The organism is Exiguobacterium sp. s123 (assembly GCF_018617075.1).
Lineage (GTDB): Bacteria > Bacillota > Bacilli > Exiguobacteriales > Exiguobacteriaceae > Exiguobacterium > Exiguobacterium profundum.
Map to the genome: position 1 here is coordinate 253,157 of NZ_JACSJL010000001.1, position 19,190 is coordinate 272,346.

The 19,190-nt window shown below is 49.0% G+C and carries 18 protein-coding genes; 2 read left to right on the plus strand and 16 right to left on the minus strand.

Features of this window, described 5'->3' with window-relative positions; all coding sequences use genetic code 11:
* Window positions 1-49: 49 nt before the first annotated feature.
* Both KNO72_RS01335 and recU read right to left on the minus strand, forming a co-directional pair.
* Entirely contained in the window at window positions 50-2,656 is a 2,607-nt protein-coding gene (locus KNO72_RS01335; RefSeq protein ID WP_078146760.1) for a transglycosylase domain-containing protein, read from the minus strand.
* Window positions 2,657-2,676: 20 nt separating this feature from the next.
* Window positions 2,677-3,303, minus strand: coding sequence for a Holliday junction resolvase RecU (gene recU, locus KNO72_RS01340; protein ID WP_078146759.1), 627 nt, complete (start codon window positions 3,301-3,303; stop codon window positions 2,677-2,679).
* 357 nt (window positions 3,304-3,660) lie between these two features.
* Here recU and KNO72_RS01345 point away from each other — a divergent pair, with 357 nt between their 5' ends.
* Window positions 3,661-4,512, plus strand: coding sequence for a DUF3800 domain-containing protein (locus tag KNO72_RS01345; protein WP_035387865.1), 852 nt, complete (start codon window positions 3,661-3,663; stop codon window positions 4,510-4,512).
* A gap of 38 nt (window positions 4,513-4,550) precedes the next feature.
* On the opposite strand, the gene nth is transcribed toward KNO72_RS01345, so the two are convergent.
* The 14 genes from nth to bshB1 form a co-directional block, all read right to left on the minus strand.
* Window positions 4,551-5,210 carry an endonuclease III gene (gene nth, locus KNO72_RS01350; protein WP_074037165.1) on the minus strand — a complete coding sequence of 220 codons (660 nt, stop codon included), beginning with the start codon at window positions 5,208-5,210 and terminating at the stop codon, window positions 4,551-4,553.
* Complete coding sequence (locus KNO72_RS01355) at window positions 5,210-5,794, minus strand: DnaD domain-containing protein (protein ID WP_214688842.1); 585 nt, start codon at window positions 5,792-5,794, stop codon at window positions 5,210-5,212. Before KNO72_RS01355 ends, nth begins: the two co-directional genes overlap by 1 nt.
* A 62-nt stretch (window positions 5,795-5,856) precedes the next feature.
* Window positions 5,857-7,158 carry an asparagine--tRNA ligase gene (asnS, locus tag KNO72_RS01360; protein WP_031423961.1) on the minus strand — a complete coding sequence of 434 codons (1,302 nt, stop codon included), beginning with the start codon at window positions 7,156-7,158 and terminating at the stop codon, window positions 5,857-5,859.
* A 20-nt stretch (window positions 7,159-7,178) separates the two neighbouring features.
* A complete protein-coding gene (locus tag KNO72_RS01365; RefSeq protein ID WP_214688843.1) occupies window positions 7,179-8,366 on the minus strand; it encodes a pyridoxal phosphate-dependent aminotransferase in 1,188 nt (395 codons plus the stop codon).
* A gap of 20 nt (window positions 8,367-8,386) precedes the next feature.
* Window positions 8,387-8,872 (minus strand): hypothetical protein, encoded by a 486-nt coding sequence (locus KNO72_RS01370; protein WP_015881493.1) that lies wholly within the window; start codon window positions 8,870-8,872, stop codon window positions 8,387-8,389.
* Entirely contained in the window at window positions 8,869-9,054 is a 186-nt protein-coding gene (locus tag KNO72_RS01375) for a YpmA family protein (RefSeq protein WP_015881492.1), read from the minus strand. The genes KNO72_RS01370 and KNO72_RS01375 overlap by 4 nt, the downstream gene beginning before the upstream one ends.
* Window positions 9,055-9,119: 65 nt before the next feature.
* A complete protein-coding gene (gene dinG, locus KNO72_RS01380) occupies window positions 9,120-11,930 on the minus strand; it encodes an ATP-dependent DNA helicase DinG (protein WP_214688844.1) in 2,811 nt (936 codons plus the stop codon).
* Window positions 11,931-12,036: 106 nt separating this feature from the next.
* On the minus strand, window positions 12,037-12,420 hold the full coding sequence (panD, locus tag KNO72_RS01385) for an aspartate 1-decarboxylase (RefSeq protein WP_015881490.1): 384 nt from the start codon (window positions 12,418-12,420) through the stop codon (window positions 12,037-12,039).
* 5 nt (window positions 12,421-12,425) lie between these two features.
* Window positions 12,426-13,256: a pantoate--beta-alanine ligase gene (gene panC, locus KNO72_RS01390; protein ID WP_214757093.1), complete on the minus strand. Its 831-nt coding sequence runs from the start codon at window positions 13,254-13,256 to the stop codon at window positions 12,426-12,428.
* Window positions 13,256-14,089, minus strand: coding sequence for a 3-methyl-2-oxobutanoate hydroxymethyltransferase (gene panB, locus KNO72_RS01395; protein ID WP_214757094.1), 834 nt, complete (start codon window positions 14,087-14,089; stop codon window positions 13,256-13,258). Before panB ends, panC begins: the two co-directional genes overlap by 1 nt.
* A gap of 225 nt (window positions 14,090-14,314) precedes the next feature.
* A complete protein-coding gene (locus KNO72_RS01400) occupies window positions 14,315-15,277 on the minus strand; it encodes a biotin--[acetyl-CoA-carboxylase] ligase (RefSeq protein WP_214684453.1) in 963 nt (320 codons plus the stop codon).
* Window positions 15,250-16,389, minus strand: coding sequence for a CCA tRNA nucleotidyltransferase (locus KNO72_RS01405; protein WP_214757096.1), 1,140 nt, complete (start codon window positions 16,387-16,389; stop codon window positions 15,250-15,252). The genes KNO72_RS01400 and KNO72_RS01405 overlap by 28 nt, the downstream gene beginning before the upstream one ends.
* On the minus strand, window positions 16,386-17,507 hold the full coding sequence (gene bshA, locus KNO72_RS01410) for an N-acetyl-alpha-D-glucosaminyl L-malate synthase BshA (RefSeq protein WP_214731033.1): 1,122 nt from the start codon (window positions 17,505-17,507) through the stop codon (window positions 16,386-16,388). The genes KNO72_RS01405 and bshA overlap by 4 nt, the downstream gene beginning before the upstream one ends.
* Window positions 17,504-18,187, minus strand: coding sequence for a bacillithiol biosynthesis deacetylase BshB1 (gene bshB1 / locus KNO72_RS01415; protein ID WP_015881484.1), 684 nt, complete (start codon window positions 18,185-18,187; stop codon window positions 17,504-17,506). The genes bshA and bshB1 overlap by 4 nt, the downstream gene beginning before the upstream one ends.
* Before the next feature lie 112 nt (window positions 18,188-18,299).
* Between bshB1 and KNO72_RS01420 the strand changes: the two genes are divergently transcribed.
* On the plus strand, window positions 18,300-19,175 hold the full coding sequence (locus tag KNO72_RS01420) for a YitT family protein (protein WP_015881483.1): 876 nt from the start codon (window positions 18,300-18,302) through the stop codon (window positions 19,173-19,175).
* The last annotated feature ends 15 nt before the right edge of the window (window positions 19,176-19,190 follow it).

Genomic DNA, 19,190 nt, shown 5'->3' on the forward strand with positions numbered 1-19,190 from the left:
ATAGCAAAGTCAAACGAAAAACAGGGCGAACAATGTCGCCCTGCTTTCCTTAGTTATTCCCATTGTTTGAATTGCCATTTCCACGATTCGTGTCAGACGATTCACCATTGGATTGTCCCTCTAACGGAGTTCCTGAATCATCTCCGTCAGTTGGTTCGTCTGTTCCTTCGCCAGAACCTTCATCTGTTGCCGGTTCATCAGGAGTTTGTTCGCCGGTGGTATCTTCTCCGTTTCCGTCTCCGTTACCATTTCCGTTTTCATTCCCGTTCCCGTTATTTTCGTCTGATGGTTCATCTTCGGAATTTTCCTCGTCAGAAGGGTTTTCCTCTTCTTCCTTTGGCTCTTCTTTCGGTTCGATTGAGTAGCTCGCTTGCGCCGGTGCCGATTGCTGCTCACCCGTCAACGGGTTCGTTGCATTCGCGACAATGGTAAACGTTGTGTCTCCTTCGGCCAAGTTTGCAATATTTACACTCGTCTCCCCGGTCGTTCCGACGACTTGCTCACTTCCGTCAGCTGACTTCTGTGTCACTGTGAACGTGACATCCGTATAGCCATCTGCTTGCGCACCATCGAAATCGTATGACCATGAGACAGAACCAGTTTGGGCTTCTTCGTCATAGTTGACACTTGCCCCAGTCGGAGCAACCAACTTCTCAGGTTGAAGATCTTTTGGTTTTGTCCCTTTTACATAGAGTTCATTGCCAAGTGACAAGACTGAGTCCGGACGTTGGAATCGATCCGGTTGTCCCGTCGCATTCGTCACTTGTTGCATCATGTACTCGAAATAGTATTGGGCGTAGTTCGGTTTATTGGCAGTCTCACTAGCACCGCTCACTTTACCCGTCCAAACGGAAATCGAGTAATCCGTCGTATATCCAGTAAACCACTTGTCTTGCTCATCGTTGGTCGTTCCCGTCTTACCTGCCACGTCCCAAGGGAAGGCACCGGGTTCATACGTCCCGTTCGCACCGCTCACGACATCACGAAGCATGTCCGTCAACATGTATGCCGTATAGTCTTCCATTGCCTGCTTCGCTTTGATTGGCGAATTGATGCTTGAACCGTCATTGAATTCAATTTTTTGAATCAAATGCGGTTTTGTATACATTCCATTCGTCCCAAAGGCAGCATATGCCGCTGCCATTTGAGTCGTGCTCGCTTCAGCGGCACCGAGGGCGTTCGCTTCTAATACTTCCTCTCCGGCGTACATCGGTTCAACGCCGAGGTTTTTTGCAAAGGACTCGATGGCTCCTTGACCAAATTCATCACGAACTTCTTGGAAAGCTCGAACAGCAGGTGTGTTCCCTGAAATCGTTAAGAAATACCGCATCGTGTTTTGACCACGATATTCTTGATAATAGTTGTTTGGTTTATAGGACCCCTCGAGCGGTGCATCGAGTAAGATCTTCCCTGTCGACCATTGTCCGTTCTCGATTCCTGGACCGTAATCAAAGATCGGTTTGGCCGTCGAACCGATTTGACGTTTTTCATTCGAATAATCACGATACGATTTGTCACCTTGTTTTGCCTGTTGACTATCGATGATCGCGACAATTTCACCAGTCTTCGTATTCAATACCGTTGCACCCATGCGGAGTTCGTCGGCCGGGAAGCTTCCGCCTGGAATGTTCACGTTATCCGATTTAATGTCACTATTGAATTTTGTATGCAACTCTTTGTTGATAGACGTATAGACTTTTAAACCTGTTCCATAAATGTCTGACTGTTCTAGACCGTAATCTTCTTCAAGCTCGGCTTGGACTCGTGAATAAATCGCACGTGTGAACGCTTCTTCTTCCGTCTCTTCACCAGGTGAGATGACGTCAGCAATGGCGACATCAAGTGCCTCATTGTACTGTTCCTCAGAAATATGTCCGTCACGTTTCATCGCAGACAGGACTTGCTCTTGACGGTAGCGGGTCAACTCCTGATCACCATTGATTGGATCATAGGCACTTGGACGTTGTGGGAGACCGGCAAGAATCGCGGCCTCTTGATAATTGACCTCAGAGACCGGTTTGTTGAAGTAACGTTTCGATGCAGTTTGCACACCATATCCACCACTACCGTAATAGTTTTTGTTCAAGTACATCTCTAAAATCTGTTCTTTCGTATACTCACGCTCGAGTTTGAGTGCGAGCCATTGTTCTTGCAGCTTACGTTTCAACTTCTTATCTGTCGAAAGGAATGACTGCTTGACCAATTGTTGCGTGATGGTCGATCCACCTTCCGCACCGAAACCGTCTGTCAAGTTGGCAACGACGGCTCCGCCGATTCGACGTAAGTCAATCCCATTATGCTCATAGAAACGACGGTCTTCGATTGACACGACCGCTTGTTGCATCACTTCAGAAATGTCGTCGATTGAGACATACTCGCGAATCTGACCTGCCCCTTCGAGCGGTTCTCCTTCAGCCGAAATCAACTGAATCGGGTACGTATCGACAAGCTTTTCTTCATCTAGCTCTGGTGCCGTCGCAATGGCATATACCGTATAGGCGCCGAATGCGATTACCGCAGCAATAAATAACATGAAGCCTAATAAAAAGATGCGTTTCCACATCGGTTTCTTACTTTTCGTCTTTGGTTGTTTCCCAGTTTTTTTGCGTTTATTCGTCGTCGAATCTTGTCGACGTGCGACCCTACTTCGCTCCATTCATGGTTCACTCCTTCTATTCAATCGAGCCATTGATCGAGCACCGTCAAATAATCAATCGACGGTAAGGCTCTCGTCGGAACTTCAATCGCTTCCTTTTCGATAAAGCTGAGCGGAATCGATTTTCGCCCCGTTAATCGTTGTTCCCACCACCGAACAAGTTGCTCGGTGGTCAATACATATTGCGTATTATAGCGACTAAAGCGGATGATGACAAAACAAATCCCTCCATGACGTTCACACTCACGCATGTGGGCGATTTGGTGGTCATGAAAATTGCCGAGTGGAAACGACGTCTTATTATTCGTTTCTTTCGCTTCAAAGTCAATGTACCTGCCACGATAAACACCGTTGTAATCGGTCGTAGATGCCTGTTTGAAATAGGCTTCCGTTACTTTGGCGGCACTTCGCTTCGGGTAGTCGACTTTGACGATTTGGAGAGGGGTTGGTTTTTTGTGGATGACGGCTCGTTGATGAATCCGATAAAATTCATTCGTTTCATTTAACAGCGTCTCCAAGTTCATTCCGCGATTCGCATAGGTTTGAGAATTCGATGATTGCTTCGAAATTCCTTCCCCCTTTGTTGTCTTTGTCACGTTTGCCTTTTTACCGTTTGGATAATGGAACAATGTCGTCACCCCATACATACATATTAACAGGTCGGTCCACTCGTTCCTTCCGTCTCAGGTCTGATTGTCGACTTCTGTCGGTCGACACTTGTGTGGATTTACCGCAACACATATCGTACCAAACTCCCGTATGTTAAACTAGTATGTAAGCGATTGTGTATCCAAATTGAAAAGCTCTCGTTATGTATATCCCGATTGTTTTTCTATGATAATAGCACCCTTAGTGTTTATCCAAGATGACACACCGATAAACCTAATTGATGTCATTCTCGAAAAAAATGTGCAATACCTGTGCAATAGATTGACCAAATCACCATTTGGAAATAAAATAGGATGCTTAAAGACGTTACTGTTAATCCGTTTTGGAGGGATTGGATGGAAAGTGGAAAGAAGTATGTCATGTTCGTCGACGAGACAGGTACGCCGAAGGGGAACACGCAATTTAACTTGACGGGCGTGCTGATGGAATATAAGTATTCAATCGATGCAGACGAAACTGGACTACCGTGTGAATTGAAACGACGTCTTCAGGCGTTCAAACGAGATGTGTTCAAAACGGAGCATATCCCACTTCATTTAAAAGAAATTTTAAAAGCGGAACATCCTTACGGAAAAGAAGATGGGATCACGATTGATATGTTGCGCGACTTTTGGGATAAGCTCCCTGAATTTTTACGAGGAATCGACTGTACGATCGTCAGTGTCGAGGTCGATAAACAGAAGCTCCATGACTTTTATTCGACGCCCAAAGATCCGTATGTCGTTGCGTTCGCTCACTTGATGAAGTCATTCTATGCGTTTTTAGAAGAAACAGAGGCAGTAAGTGCCCGGGTCGTCCTGGAATCCCGAGACGATTATCAGAACTTACTGATTCAAAAAGCATTCTTTGATATTTTCAACTCAGGTACCGTTCATTTAGACGTCGAAAAGAGCCGTCAAAAAATTAAAGGCTTCATCTTCTCTGAGAAGCAGAACACGATGTATCAATCTGGCTTAGAAATCGCTGACCTCGTCTGTCTGCCACTTTCTCGCGTTCGTCGTGGCGTGATTGAAGTGAAACCACGGTTCGTCCATTATGGGGACGAGAACCGAATCTTTAAAGCCATTAAGGACAAAATTTACATCCGTAAAGAAAGTCCGGACCAAGATTTCCGAAACTGGGGCTTCAAAAAAGTGCCGATCACGAAAAAACGTCGCGAATGGAGCGACCATCCTTGGAATCATTAAGCAAAAACGCATCGACACCTTTCGTGTCGATGCGTTTTTTATGTGGTGACTTTCTGTGACTTCATTCGTTTCTTTCCTTCACGGCACATATGCAACAGTGGGCATGCCTCACAGCCTGGGCGTTGTGCCTTGCAATGATATCGTCCGAAGAAGATGAATTGATGATGAAGTTGTGACCATTCCTCGCGTGGAAACTTTTTCATTAATGTATCCTCGACTTGGCGGACATTGTCTTTCCAGCGACAAATACCGAGACGTTTGGATACTCGTTCCACATGCGTGTCAACCGCAAACGCCGGTTCATGGAATGCAACAGAAAGGACGACATTGGCTGTCTTACGACCGACTCCAGGGAGCGCCTCCAACGATGCTCGGTCAGAAGGGACAATTCCACCATGCTCGTTCACAATTTTTTCTGAGAGTGCTTTTACATTCTTCGCTTTGTTACGGTACAGACCAATCCGTTTAATCAATGCCTCAATCTCAGACACGTCAGCCGCTGCCATCGCCTCGACAGTCGGAAACGCTTCAAACAATCCTGGTGTCACCTTGTTGACGAGCGCATCCGTCGCTTGTGCGGAGAGCGCGACGGCGACGACCAATTCGAATGGATTTTGATGCGTCAACTCGCAATGAGCATCCGGGAACATCTGCTTCATCGTATCTGACACTTCCTGTAATTGTGCTCGCGTCAACATCACTTATTCCTCCGTTGATATTCCACGACATCCTCGAGCGATTCGACATGATGATCTTGCCAAACACGCAGGATTTTGTCCATGTATTTGAAGTTTCGCACGTTTCGAAGTTTCGCTTCCCGAAGCGCGGCCATGATGAGTTCCTCGCTAAAGCCATCTTCCGTCATCCAGCCGACGATTTGTTCAATCTCGAACGGGGTGATCGTTCCGAATTCCCGCTCAAACGTATGAATGATATTCTCATTCAGTGTCTGCTGGGGCGCAACTTTCTCTTCCCCTTGTAACGCTTCGAAAAGTGGCAATAGGCTATATCGCTCACCATCACTTGAAGCGTCAATGGCGATCAACTCTTTTTGCAATAGACCGAGGAGTACTGATCGCGCCTCATTCTCCGAAACATTCAAGCGTTTCCCTAACTCGCTCGGGAGCGGCATGACGATGCCTTCCCCAGCCATTTCAAGAAGATGGACAATCAGACTGAACTCGACGGGTGACAAGTCGAGGCGTCTCGCATCGGTGAACAGCTTTCGTGGAATGACGACCGGACTTTGTTCGAATAATTGAATCAATTGATGTGCATCCATGTCGCACTTCCTTTCTAAGACACATCAATCGGGGAGGACATGACGTCTTCCCCGATTAATCGTTAAGGGTGAATTCGGTTTAATAAACGTGGGAATGGAATCGCTTCACGGATATGTTCGATTCCACTGATCCATGCGACTGTACGCTCGAGACCAAGTCCGAAACCAGAGTGTGGGACCGAACCGTATTGACGAAGTTCAAGGTACCAATCATACGCATCCGTTTCGTCGAGACCTTCTTTGATGATTTCTTCTTTTAGACGATCGTAGTCGTCCTCACGTTGAGATCCCCCGATGATTTCACCATATCCTTCTGGAGCAATCAAGTCTGCGCACAGAACGAGTTCTGGGTTCTCAGGGTCTACTTTCATATAGAACGGTTTGATTTCTTTTGGCCAATGCGTGATGAATACCGGCTGATCATGTGCGTTGGCAATCGCCGTCTCGTGCGGTGCACCGAAATCATCCCCGTATTCAATGTCATCGAATCCTTCTGCCTTCAAGAACTTGATGGCATCTTCGTAACGAACGCGTGGGAACGGCGCTTGTACTTGTGCCAATTTCTCAAGGTCACGTCCGAGTAGTTCCAATTCATTTTTACAGTTCGCAAGTGCCGACTGTGCAATGTATGAGACGTACTGCTCTTGAATCTCGAGGTTCATGTCATGATCGACAAATGCCATCTCCGGCTCGATCATCCAGAACTCAATCAAGTGACGACGTGTTTTTGATTTCTCCGCACGGAACGTTGGACCGAATGAGAATACTTTTCCGAGGGCCATCGCCGCGGCTTCCATGTACAATTGCCCCGTCTGAGAAAGGTAGGCCGACTGACCGAAATAGTCTGTCTCGAACAATTCTGTCGTCCCTTCCGGTGCACTGCTCGTAAGGATTGGCGGATCGATTTTGACGAATCCTTCTTTATTAAAGAATTCATACGTCGCACGGATGATTTCGTTACGAACTTTCATAATCGCGTGTTGGCGACGTGAACGGAGCCATAAGTGACGGTTGTCCATCAAGAATTCCGTTCCGTGTTCTTTCGGTGTGATTGGATAATCAACCGATTCCGCAATCACTTCTAAATCTGTCACTTCCAATTCAAATCCGAGTGGTGTACGTCCACCATCAGATTTGACATTCCCTGTGACCCAAACCGACGTTTCTTGCGTGATCCCTTTGGCAAGTGTAAATAACTCTTCCGCCACATCAGCTTTTACAACGACCGCTTGAGCAAAACCGCTACCGTCACGTAATTGAAGGAAAGCAATCTTTCCACTTGAACGTTTGTTGGCAATCCACGCGCCTACACGGACAGATTGGCCTTCATAGTCTTTAAATTGGTTAATCGAAATAGTTGTCATGTTCATTTCCATCCTTTCGCTTATCGAGCGCGCTTCGTAACGAAGTCTTCCACTCGATCGAGCGCTTCTAATACGCGTTTTAATTCAGTTGCATAGGATAATCGTACGTAATCGTCTTGTCCGAAGCCAGAACCAGGCACGAGTGCCACATTTGCTTCTTCAAGAACAGCTTCACACCAAGCATCGACAGTGTCATAGCCACTCTCTGTGGCCGCGACCTTCGCGTTGGCATATAAGTAAAATGCACCTTGCGGCTTCAAACACGTGATGCCAGGAATTTTGACGAGACGGTCGTAGACGATTTCAAGTCGTTCCTCGAACGATTGACGCATCATTTCCACATCTTCTTGTGGTCCATTGTATGCCTCTACCGCAGCCGCTTGTGCGACAGATGTCGGGTTGGATGTCGAGTGTGAGGCCAAGTTCGTCATCGCCCCGATGATTTTTGCGTCCCCAACGGCATATCCGATTCGCCAACCTGTCATCGCGTGAGATTTCGAGACACCATTGATAATGATGGTGCGTTCACGCATATTCGGAAGGGTCGCAATCGATACGAACGACGCATCACCGTAAATCAACTTTTCGTAAATCTCATCACTGACGACGAGAAGATTGTGGCGAAGAACGACATCGGCGAGTGCCTGTAGCTCTTCTTTCGTATAAATCATTCCCGTCGGATTGGATGGGCTGTTCAAGATGACTGCCTTCGTACGAGCAGTGATCGCACTCTCGAGTTGCGTTGGCGTCAATTTAAATGACGTCTCTTCATTCGTGTCGACCAAGACAGGTGCCCCGTCCGCCAATTTGATTTGTTCCGGGTAACTGACCCAGTATGGGGCTGGGACAATCACTTCGTCCCCTTCATCTAGAATAGCTTGGAACAAAGCGTAAAGGGCATGTTTCGCACCTGAAGCCACCATCACCTCGTTGCGTTCGAACGACAATCCACTATCGCGTTTCGTCTTTTCAATGATGGCATCTTTCAACGCGACTGTCCCGCCAGATGGCGTGTATTTTGTGTCTCCATCTCGAGCGGCTTGACAAGCAGCATCGATGATTCGTTCTGGTGTGTTGAAATCAGGTTCACCCGCGCCGAGACCAATGACATCTTTGCCTGAAGCTTTCAGTGCCTTCGCCTTAGCTGTGATCGCCAAGGTAGTCGATGGCGTGAGTTGTTTTACACGTTTCGCTAATAGATGTTCCATCATAATCCCCCTCTAATTCATTACATTTGATCGGTCAATTGGACCCGTCGAATAAATTCTCCGGTCTGAAGCGTATAGTACGAATACGTATAAGACGCATCCGCTTTCGTGACCACTTCGATGAGTGCCCGTTCGTCAAAACCAATCTTACAGCTGACCAGTTGTCCGCCTGTCTCCTCAACAGACTTCGAACAGACGTCAGTAGCGTCCACTTCACCGATTTCTCGTTGCTCGATCTCCAGCTTTTTATCCAATGGGACAAACCAAATGGACTTTCCGTCTACTTCTGGGAAGACGACATATGCCTCTGTCCCATTGAACAGTTCTCCCTGACCCACTCTCGCGTCTGGAGATTCTTCAGCCAATCGTGCCATCGCCGTTTCGACGAGCTTTTCTTTTTGATTCTCTGTATGACCGATGGTGAATCGATACATCACGCTAAAGACAAGGACGACACCAATCAGTGCCGCCAGTAATGAGACGATCCATTTTGCCTTTCTGGTCATTCTGTACGATAGATGGTGAAGACCATCTCTTCCTTCTTCGGATCATTCACTTTCTTCTCAAGTGACAAACCGAACATTAAATCCTGACTCTTTAAGGTCCGATTCAATAAGTCGACAATTTTGTAGACGTCCGCAGTCGGTTCGATGCGCACGCTCGCCAGCGTCTCAATATTCGAGTTCATATTGACTCCTCCTCCAAAAACACTATACGTATCATTATAAAACGATAATATCGTGATGCCTAGCGTTATCTGTCATTTCGTGCCACAGACTTTTCCTTCTCGTCTAAGAACAACTCTAACTCGGATAACGACGTTTCAAGCGTTCCTTCAATCCGGTCAACTTTAGGCAAGCTGTTGATGAACTGTTTGCCGTAACGCGTCGTCTCCACACGCCGGTCGAACACGAAGACGGCACCATAATCCCCTTTCGATCGAATCAATCGACCGACACCTTGTTTGAAGCGAATGACCGCTTGGGGCAAGGATAACTCAAAGAACGGTGATTTCCCCATCGCTTCAATTTTCTCAGAACGAGCTTGCATGATCGGCTGGTCGGGCGGTGCGAAGGGAAGTCTTACAATGACAAGGCATGTCAACGCCTCCCCCGGAATATCGACACCTTCCCAAAAGCTAGCTGTTCCAAAGAGAATCGACTGCTCCATCCGTTTGAACTGTTTCGTCAAGCGGCTACGTGAGCCACCGCTCACACCTTGTGCGAGAAGTGTATAAGACGGATCAAGGTGATCTTTCACTTGTTCATAAGTGAGTCGAAGCAATTCGTTTGAAGTGAACAAGACGAGCATCCTTCCTTTCGTCACGTTCGCGATTTGGACAATCGACTGGGCCGTCTGATCGACGAACTGAGGGAGCGGCACTTCATTGATCAACGGGAAGTCCGACGGTACAAACAGTTTGGACTGTTCTTTGAAGTTGAATGGCGACGGTAAGACGACTCTTCGAACCGGTTCTCCTTCTAATCCGAGGCGTCGTTCCATAAAGCTGAACTTCCCTGAGACCGTCATCGTCGCTGATGTTAAGATTGTCGGTCGCTTCTTAAACAGACGTTCATGCAACAGCGGTCCGATTTCGACCGGTTGGGTGTACACCGAGGTTAATTTCCGATTTCCTAAATTCAGTTCGACCCAGCTGACCGCATCATCGTCACGCGTCAGCATCGTCTCATAGATGACACTCTCGAGTTCGCGCACGTCTCCAATCAACGTTTTTAAATCACCGAGAAGGGCGCGCTGTTTGAACGTCATATGTTCTTTACGTTCATCGAGCAGGCGATGAAGATGTCGGAGTGACGTCCGCAACGTCCGTAGTTTGTCCTCGAGTCGATTGGCCACTTCTCGAATTGGTCTAAACGTTGCGCCTTCCCGCTCGAAACGAACCGTTTGTCGAGGCTCTTTTTTCTTACCTAACGATTGAAGAGACGTCAGAAGATCTTCGAGTTCTTCCTCGACCCGAGCAAGGGCCGAATCGATCTGTTGACTGAATGCCTCTGCCTCTTCGGTTACAGATGTCAAATCGGCTAGCTGGATAATGCGAGAATGGAATTTGCCATCCGCTCCGTAGCCGAACCATTTGAAGAGACGGTCAAATTGAATCGCATCAAATGTCACACCGAAATGATGAGAGGCCACTTCTTCGACTTGATGGGCCTCATCTAATACGAGAGGCGTGTCCGTCGGTAAAATGCCTGCCTGATGCTGTAAGTCCGAGAACAGTAAGGCATGATTGGTCACAATCAGGTCCGCTTCTTTCGAGCGCAACACGGCTTTCGTGAAAAAGTCACGGCTATACCACGGATCGAACCGTCCAAAATCACTTGAAGCATCTGCTTGAATCAAACGCTTGAACGAAGCGGGTCCTTGTGTCGCTGAGCCCGGAAATGAAAGTTCCTCTAAGTCCCCGGTCTCGGTCTCAGTGAGCCAGACGAGCACCATCGCTTTACACATCGATGCCAAAAGACCATCATTCGATTCGTCGAGCACCATCTCGAACTTGCGTAAATCGATATAATTGCGTCTTCCTTTCAACAACGTGAATTCAATCTCAGGAAAAATCTGACGAAGAACAGGCAAGTCTCGATTTAACAACTGTTCTTGCAATTGAATGGTATGCGTACTAATGACGACCGGGCGTTTCGTCTCGAGGGCATGGTGGGCACTCGGAATCAAGTACGCAAGCGTCTTACCCGTTCCCGTACCCGCCTCGACTAACAATGTTTCCTCATCGTCTAACGCTTTATAGACGTGACGCATCATTTCGAATTGACTCTGTCTCGGTTCAAACTGATCAAACAGTGAAGGGAGCGTCTCTTCAATCGTCCGCAAAAGGAACGGCTCGAACGGTTCACGTTCTGTCGCCGGGACGAACGCATCTACCGGTCGTCGTAACGCAATTTTGCGGTGGATATCAAAACGGGTTTCGTCGTCTGGACGAATCCCAACCTCAAGGATGATCTCATCGAGTAACGGTTCGATATGACTCGTCCATGATTCTGATAACTCTCGAAGTCGTTTCAGCGTCACCATCGGTAAATCGCGCAAACGGTCGAGCATCCGGATGAAGAGCTCTGCCGTCGCCTCTGCATCACTGAGTGCCCGATGTGCGTCTGTATGTACGAGGTCAAACGTATCCGATAGCGCTTCTAACGCATGGCTCTCTAAAGTCGGATACAGGATACGGGCCAATTCGACTGTATCAATAGCTCTCCCTTGAAACGCAAGGTAACCCGCTTGTTCAAGACTCTCGTTTAGAAAAGTTAAATCAAATGCGACGTTATGCGCGACAAATACCCGTCCATCCAGCATTTTCCAAATGTCGGGAATCACATCTTCAAATGTAGGTGCGTCACTTACATCTTCGTCACTAATCGTTGTCAATTGCGTAATAAAAGGTGGGATTGGTCGACTCGGTCGAATCAAGGTGCTGTAGCGTTCAATCACTTCGCCCTCTTGTACGACGACCGCCGCAAACTCAATCAATTCATCTCCGGACTTAACGGAATGACCCGTTGTCTCTAAATCCACAATCACATACGTGTCCATAACATCCATCCCATCTTTGGCACGCTCGTGCTTTCTGTCTGTCTCATCTTACCATAGAACGAATAACGAAAAAACGGGGATGCCTCTGTCGACACCCCCGAATCCTTCACAAAATTGTATGAGCAATCTCTTCGTAAAGAAGTTGATCGACCTCATTTTGTTCGTTCAACACGGCTACTTTTGGACGATGCGTTTTCGCCTCTTCCGCTGTCATTTGCCCGTACGCCATGATGATGACCACATCACCGACCTGGAAATGACGTGCTGCCGCACCGTTCAAACAAATCACGCCTGACCCACGTTCCCCTTTGATGACATACGTCTCGATGCGAGCACCATTATGGTTGTTCGTAATGTGTACATGTTCATTCTCCATGATGCCGACCGCATCCATCAAATCCTCATCGATTGTAATCGAACCGACGTAGTGTAAGTTTGCTTCTGTCACTGTTGCTTTATGAAGCTTTGCGTGCATAAATGTACGAATCATTGGATTCATCCCTTCTTCCAAATCATATTATCAATCAATCGGGCCCGTTCAAACTGAATGGCCACCGCTAACAAGAGTTCAGTCGAGTCGCTCGAGACGGCACCGAGCGTCGGGTAATCGACAAGCTCGACGTAATCGATTTGACTGTTCGGAATCTCGTTCAAACGTTCAGTCAGCTGTCGTTTTACTTCATCAACTTGTTGACCTGCATCGAGTGCCTCTCGCGCCATCGTCAATGCGCTGAAGATCCGACTCGCCTCTACCGTTTCGACATCTGACAAGTAGACGTTTCGAGAAGATTTGGCTAGTCCTGTCTCCTCACGAATAATCGGGCAGCGTCGAATCTCTACCGGTACGAAATAATCTCGGACATATCCTTCAATCAATGCCACTTGTTGGGCATCCTTTAGACCGAAATAAGCGCGTGTCGGTTGAACAAGGTTAAATAATTTCGAGACGATTGTCAACACACCATCAAAATGGCCGGGACGACTCGCCCCACATAATACGTCCGCCCCGTGACGAACGGTCACTCGCGCCATATCAAGGGGATACATCGTCTCCGTCGTCGGATAGAACAGGACATCGACTCCCGCTTCACGTGCCAACTTCTCATCCCGTTCAAAGTCGCGGGGATAACGGTCGAGATCTTCATTCGGTCCGAACTGTGTCGGATTGACAAAAATACTCATGACGACGACGTCATTTTCCCGTCGCGCGTTTTCAACGAGGCTCATATGTCCTTCATGCAAATATCCCATCGTCGGCACGAACCCAATCGTTTGATCCGTTGGTAAAGCACTGCGTAATTCTTCGACGGTCGATACAATCTTCATCATTTTCCTCCATACAACGAGTCGAGCAACGACTCATCCATTGTGAACGTATGACGTTCTTGTGGGAAGTGACCGTTCTTCGTCTCTTCGACATAAGAGCGGATGGCATCCGTCGCCACTTTATTCACGTCTGCATACGCTTGGACAAATTTAGGGAGACGGTCCACCCCATATTTCAATACGTCATGATAGACGAGCACTTGGCCGTCAACATCTGCACCTGCACCGATTCCGATGACCGGAATCGTCAGCTCTTCTGCGATCCGTTTTGCCAATTGATGAGGGACACACTCAAGGACGAGCATCTTCGCGCCAGCACGCTCCGCAGCCAAGCTGTCTTGAAGGAGTGTCTCGGCAGACTCAAGGGATTTCCCTTGTACTTTATATCCTTCTAGGACGCCAACCGATTGAGGGGTCAACCCTAAATGGGCGACACATGGCATGCCGACTTGTGTCAAACGCTCAATCGTCTGAAGCACGTCACCGGCCCCTTCTAGTTTAATGGCATCCGCACGACCTTCTTGGAATAAGCGCGATGCTGCCTGTAACGTTCGATCGAAGTCTCCGTGATATGACGCAAACGGCATATCCACCACAACGAACGTATGTTGTGCTCCTCGGCGTACGGCTTTCGAATGATGAAGCATGTCCTCCATCGTCACTGGAATCGTCGAATCATAACCAAGGACGACCATTCCGAGTGAATCACCTACTAAAATCAAATCGACCCCTGCCGATTCGGCAAGTTTGGCTGACGGATAATCATACGCCGTCAACATGACGAGCTTTTCCTGCTCGTTCATCTTTTTTAACAATGTAGTCATCGTGTGCATCTGTTTCTCCTCCTAAACGTGGAGACAGGAAAGAATAAACGCCCTCTTACACAGATGGCAAGAAGGCGCACGAAAAACAAATTCATGGTTTTCATGAGTTAGTGTCCTTCTGTCCCTGTCATAATGATCAAGGCAGACAACTGAATGTGACAGTCTGCAAGCGCGGTACACTTCAAAAATTGATAGCGTCCGACACATTAAGTATAGTCGATGGTCTCGCTTTCATCAATCATTCCACACTGCAATCTCAGCAGAATAGACCGGTTCGACCGTTCCATCCACTTCGAGTAGCAATGCCCCCTCGTCCGAGATGCCACGCATGACACCTGTTCGCGACGTCCGGGACCCACTCAAGGTGACCGACTCATTTAAATAGGCGGCATGTTTCATCCAGTTCAAGCGAACGGGCGCAAATCCCACGTCAAGGAACCGATCGTATTCGGTCTCGAGTTCTGCCAACAGTTCTGCCAATAACTCACTGCGATGATACCGCGTCCCGGTCTCTAAATACAGGGAGGTCGCCCGGTGCGCCAACTCCGTCGGAATGTCATCGCCGTTGACATTCATTCCAAACCCTAAAATGACGGCTTGGATGCGGTCACCTTCCGTTTGCATTTCTGTCAGAACGCCTCCGATTTTCTTGCCATTTAGCAGTAAATCGTTTGGCCATTTGATGGTCACGTCAAGGTCACGTGCATTCAACGCTTTCGCAAACGCACTCGCCGCCATCAAGGTAAGCTTTGATGCGTCGCGAATGGGCAACTCCGGCCTTAAAATCACACTTGCCGCGATATTGACGTGCTTCGGATTGTACCAATTTCGACCGAGTTGTCCGCGCCCTGCCGTCTGTTCCTCGCTCATGACGAGCGTCCCCTCTGGCACGTGTTGTTGCGCCAGCTCATGGGCGATTCGTTGTGTCGTGTCGATTTGGTCAAACGCATGGACGATTTGACCGAACCGTCCCTTCCGATATGACGCAAACGCCGGTTCATCGAATCGGTCACTTTGCTCAAGCAATTGGTATCCTTTTCTTGGGATCGTATGAATCGCATAACCGTCTTGCTTAAGCGTTTCGATATGTTTCCAAATAGCGGTACGTGAAATATTTAATTGACGGGCCAACTCTTGGCCACTCCATACTTCACCATCTTGTAATAGCGTCAGAACACGCCCGCGCGTTGAAGCCATCGTTTCGCCTCCTCTTTCAATACTGTCTCATGGTTCGGTAACTCGTTTAAGATGACGCGTCGTTCGAGGTCGGCTAACAGATGCTTGATCGCTTCCCCTCGTGCCCCGAGCGCTAAGGCGTCCCGGCCGTTAAACTTTAACTCTTTCCGTGACGTCATCGGGAGCGACTGTTTCAGTTCACGGCTTCGGTCTCTCTCCCCGTTCATTCGGAAATAAGTGGAGAGCGTCTGTTCATCCGTCGCATAAATCGTCATCCGGTCAAGCCCTGTCTCACAGAGCTGTGCAAGTGTGCGTGCCTCCCGTTTGATGGCGTTCGACCGTTTCCATGGCGATAGCCAGCCGTCATCCTGTGCATGATAAAGAAAGAGTGCCCACCCGCTGACCGCGTTCACAGGGGTCCGATTGTCCTCTTGGACACGCTGCATCAGTTCGGTCGTCACGTTTGGTAAATGACGATGAATGCCGAGCTCGACCATCTCACCTAGTGCTTTCTTGTACGCAGGTCCCGTCAACAGTTTCTCGAATTCGATTGCGATACGCTCCATCGCAATCTGTTCGAGCTTATGACCGAGCCCGCTCGCCGCTTCCCGCAACTCGTCATGTAAGGTGAAGTCGAGCTGTGACATGAAGCGAAGCGCGCGCATGATGCGAAGCGCGTCCTCTCCGAACCGTTCAAACGGACTGCCGACTGTTCGGATGATTCGTTCCTCTAAATCATGTTGGCCACCGAATAAATCGACCACTCGCCCATCATGGAACGCCATCGCGTTCATCGTGAAGTCCCTTCGTAATAGATCCTCTTCAAGCGACACCCCGAGTGCGACATGGTCCGGTCGTCTCGAATCCGAATATGACCCTTCTGAACGGAATGTCGTCACTTCGAACGGATGGTGGTCGAGAATGACCGTGACGGTCCCATGTTCAATACCGGTCGGAACCGACTTCGGGAACAGCGCCATCACCTCCTCCGGGAAGAGGGACGTCGCCAAATCGATATCATCGGGCAGACTCCCGAGCACGTAATCCCGAACAGCACCACCGACGATATACGCCTCGCCCCCATGGTGTTCGATGGTGTCGATGATTTGTTTTGCGTATTCCCATTCTGTCATGATGTCACCACCTGTTCATACAAGCGCTCATATTCGGTCACGATGTCATGTGAGGCGAAACGCCGGGATTTCACCAATCCATTTTGTCGGAACCGTTCTCGTAGCGAACGATCGGTCAAGAGCCGCTCCATCGCAGAGGCGGCCTGGCTCGCATCCCCTTTTGGAACGACGAAACCGTCCTCACCGTCCGTGATCACTTCAGGTAGCCCGCCCGCATCGCTCACGACAGAGGGCACACCTGTCGCCATTGCCTCGAGCGCTACGAGACCGAACGCCTCCTTGTCTGATAACAGGACGTGAACGTCACTGATTGCCAGAAGTGCGGCGACTTGTTCTTGTTTCCCGGCAAAAATGACCTGCTCTTCAAGCCCCATTTCCGTCACGAGTCGACGCATCGCACCCATGAGCGGACCGTCTCCGACGAGCAATAGTTTCTTATTCGGAACATCCATCTGATCGAACGCCTCAAGGACGAGGTCGACGCGTTTGACAGGACGGAAGTTTGAAATGTGGATGGCGACCCGGTCCTCATCCGACAAGCCGTACCGTTCCCGGAGTGTCGGGTCGAGTTGAGGCGTATACACCGATTCATCGATGAAGTTATGGATGACTTGGATCGGTAAATCACTGGCAATCCGCTCTTCTGTCTCTCGTTTCAAACTATGCGAGACCGCCGTGATCGCGTTCGATTGGCGCAATCCATAAAGAATGGCCGGTTTCAGTTCCTCGTCCTCACCGAGCACGGTAATATCGGTCCCGTGTAACGTCGACACGATCGGAGTCTTCACTCCCGCCATCTCGCGACCAAGCGCGGCACAAACGGCATGCGGTACGGCATAGTGTGCATGGATGACATCAAGCCCGAACGATTGGATGACGCTCGCGATTTTCGCTGAGAGCGTCATGTCGTACGGCGGATACCGAAAGACCGAATATTGATTGATTTCGACTTGATGGAACGTGATATTCGGGTGATAGGCGTTCAAACGAAACGGCATGCTGCTCGTAATGAAATGAACGTCATGTCCTCGGTCCGCAAGCTTCATGCCGAGCTCTGTCGCCAATATCCCAGAGCCTCCGACCGATGGATAACACAGAATCCCAATCCGATATGTCATGCGAGCTCACCTGCCTGTTTTACGACATACGGTCGAACGCGCTTCAAGCCTTCCGCATAAGCGACGCCAATCAAGCTCCCAAAATGGCGTTCACGGGCGATGACCCGTTCCACGTACGCATCGGTGAGCGGTGTCTTCACCCCATCGACGGGGGTGAACTGACTCGCGTAACATTGAAGCGCCCGTGTCTTCACTTCGATCGTGTCACTAATATCCACGCACACATCCGGTTCGACGTGAGCATTGATCATATATTGGTACACACTTTCCGGACGATATGCCTCGAGTTCGGGTAAGTACTTCCGAATCCCGGCATTAAACAGCGCCTCTGTCACGAGATGGGCGCAGGCCGCATGGTCCGGATGGCGGTCGACCTCATATGGATAGAGCAAGTGGGTTGGGCGCTCACGGCGAATCAAGGAAACGATTGCCTCGAGCTGCTCTTCTCCCCCGTCAATCCCCCGGTCTTTAAATCCTAGATTGATTCGACGGACACCAAGCACGTCATCAGCCGCACTTGCCTCCTGTCGTCTCGTTTCTACATCACCATTTGAAGAAAGTTCCGCTCTCGTCAAATCGACGTACACGACCTCAGTCTTCTCTTTCGTCCATTGGGCGGTCATGCCGGCGATCCCGATTTCGATATCGTCCGGATGTGCCCCGATGGCTACTACTTTCATCTACATCACCTCTTCTTTGAAAAGTATAGCCGACTCGTTTCTGAATGTCATATGTTCAGGGTAGTCAATCGAACTGTTTTTCGAGTACTCTATCTAAGGGGAGGTGAACCTGATGACGGTACAATTACCGATTCGTGTTCGAAATATTATTTTTATCTTAATAGGTTCTTTTATTTTTGCATTCGGCGTTTATCACTTCAACGTCCAAAACAATTTGGCCGAGGGTGGGTTCACCGGGATCACATTGATTCTCCGCGGACTATTTGATATCTCACCTTCTGTCACGAACTTGGCACTAAACATCCCGCTCTTTTTCATGAGTTACAAGTTGTTAGGTCGAACGACTTTCGTTTATACACTAATCGGGACGTTCTCCTTTTCACTTTGGTACGCACTCATCGCCAAGTATTCGACGCTCGTCATCGACTTGACGGATGACATGGTGCTCGCCAGTTTGTTCGCCGGTCTCTTCATCGGAGTCGGTCTTGGCATCATCTTTAACAATGGCGGGACGACGGGCGGCGTCGATATCATCGCGCGACTCGTACAACGCTATATCGGCTGGTCGATTGGGAAGACGTTTCTAATCTTTGACTTCTTTGTCATCGTCCTCAGTTTGACATACCTCGACATTCGTGAGGCGATGTACACACTCCTCGCCGTCTATATCGGGGCACGCGTCATCGACTCGATGCAAGAAGGAACGTATGCCGGTAAAGCGGCGATGATCATCAGTGACCACCGCACTGCTATCGCCGACGGTATTCATGCGACGATGAACCGGGGCACGACCCGACTGCTCGCAAAAGGCGGTTATTCGAACCGAGAACTCGAGGTCTTATATGTCGTCGTCGGCCGTAACGAAGTGAACCGTTTGAAGACAATCGTCAAACAGATCGACCCGCATGCGTTCGTCACGTTCCATCACGTGTATGAAGTCGGGGGCGAAGGGTTTACGTTCGATGAAAATCGGATGCCTTTGAAATAAGCAAAAAAATCGCCT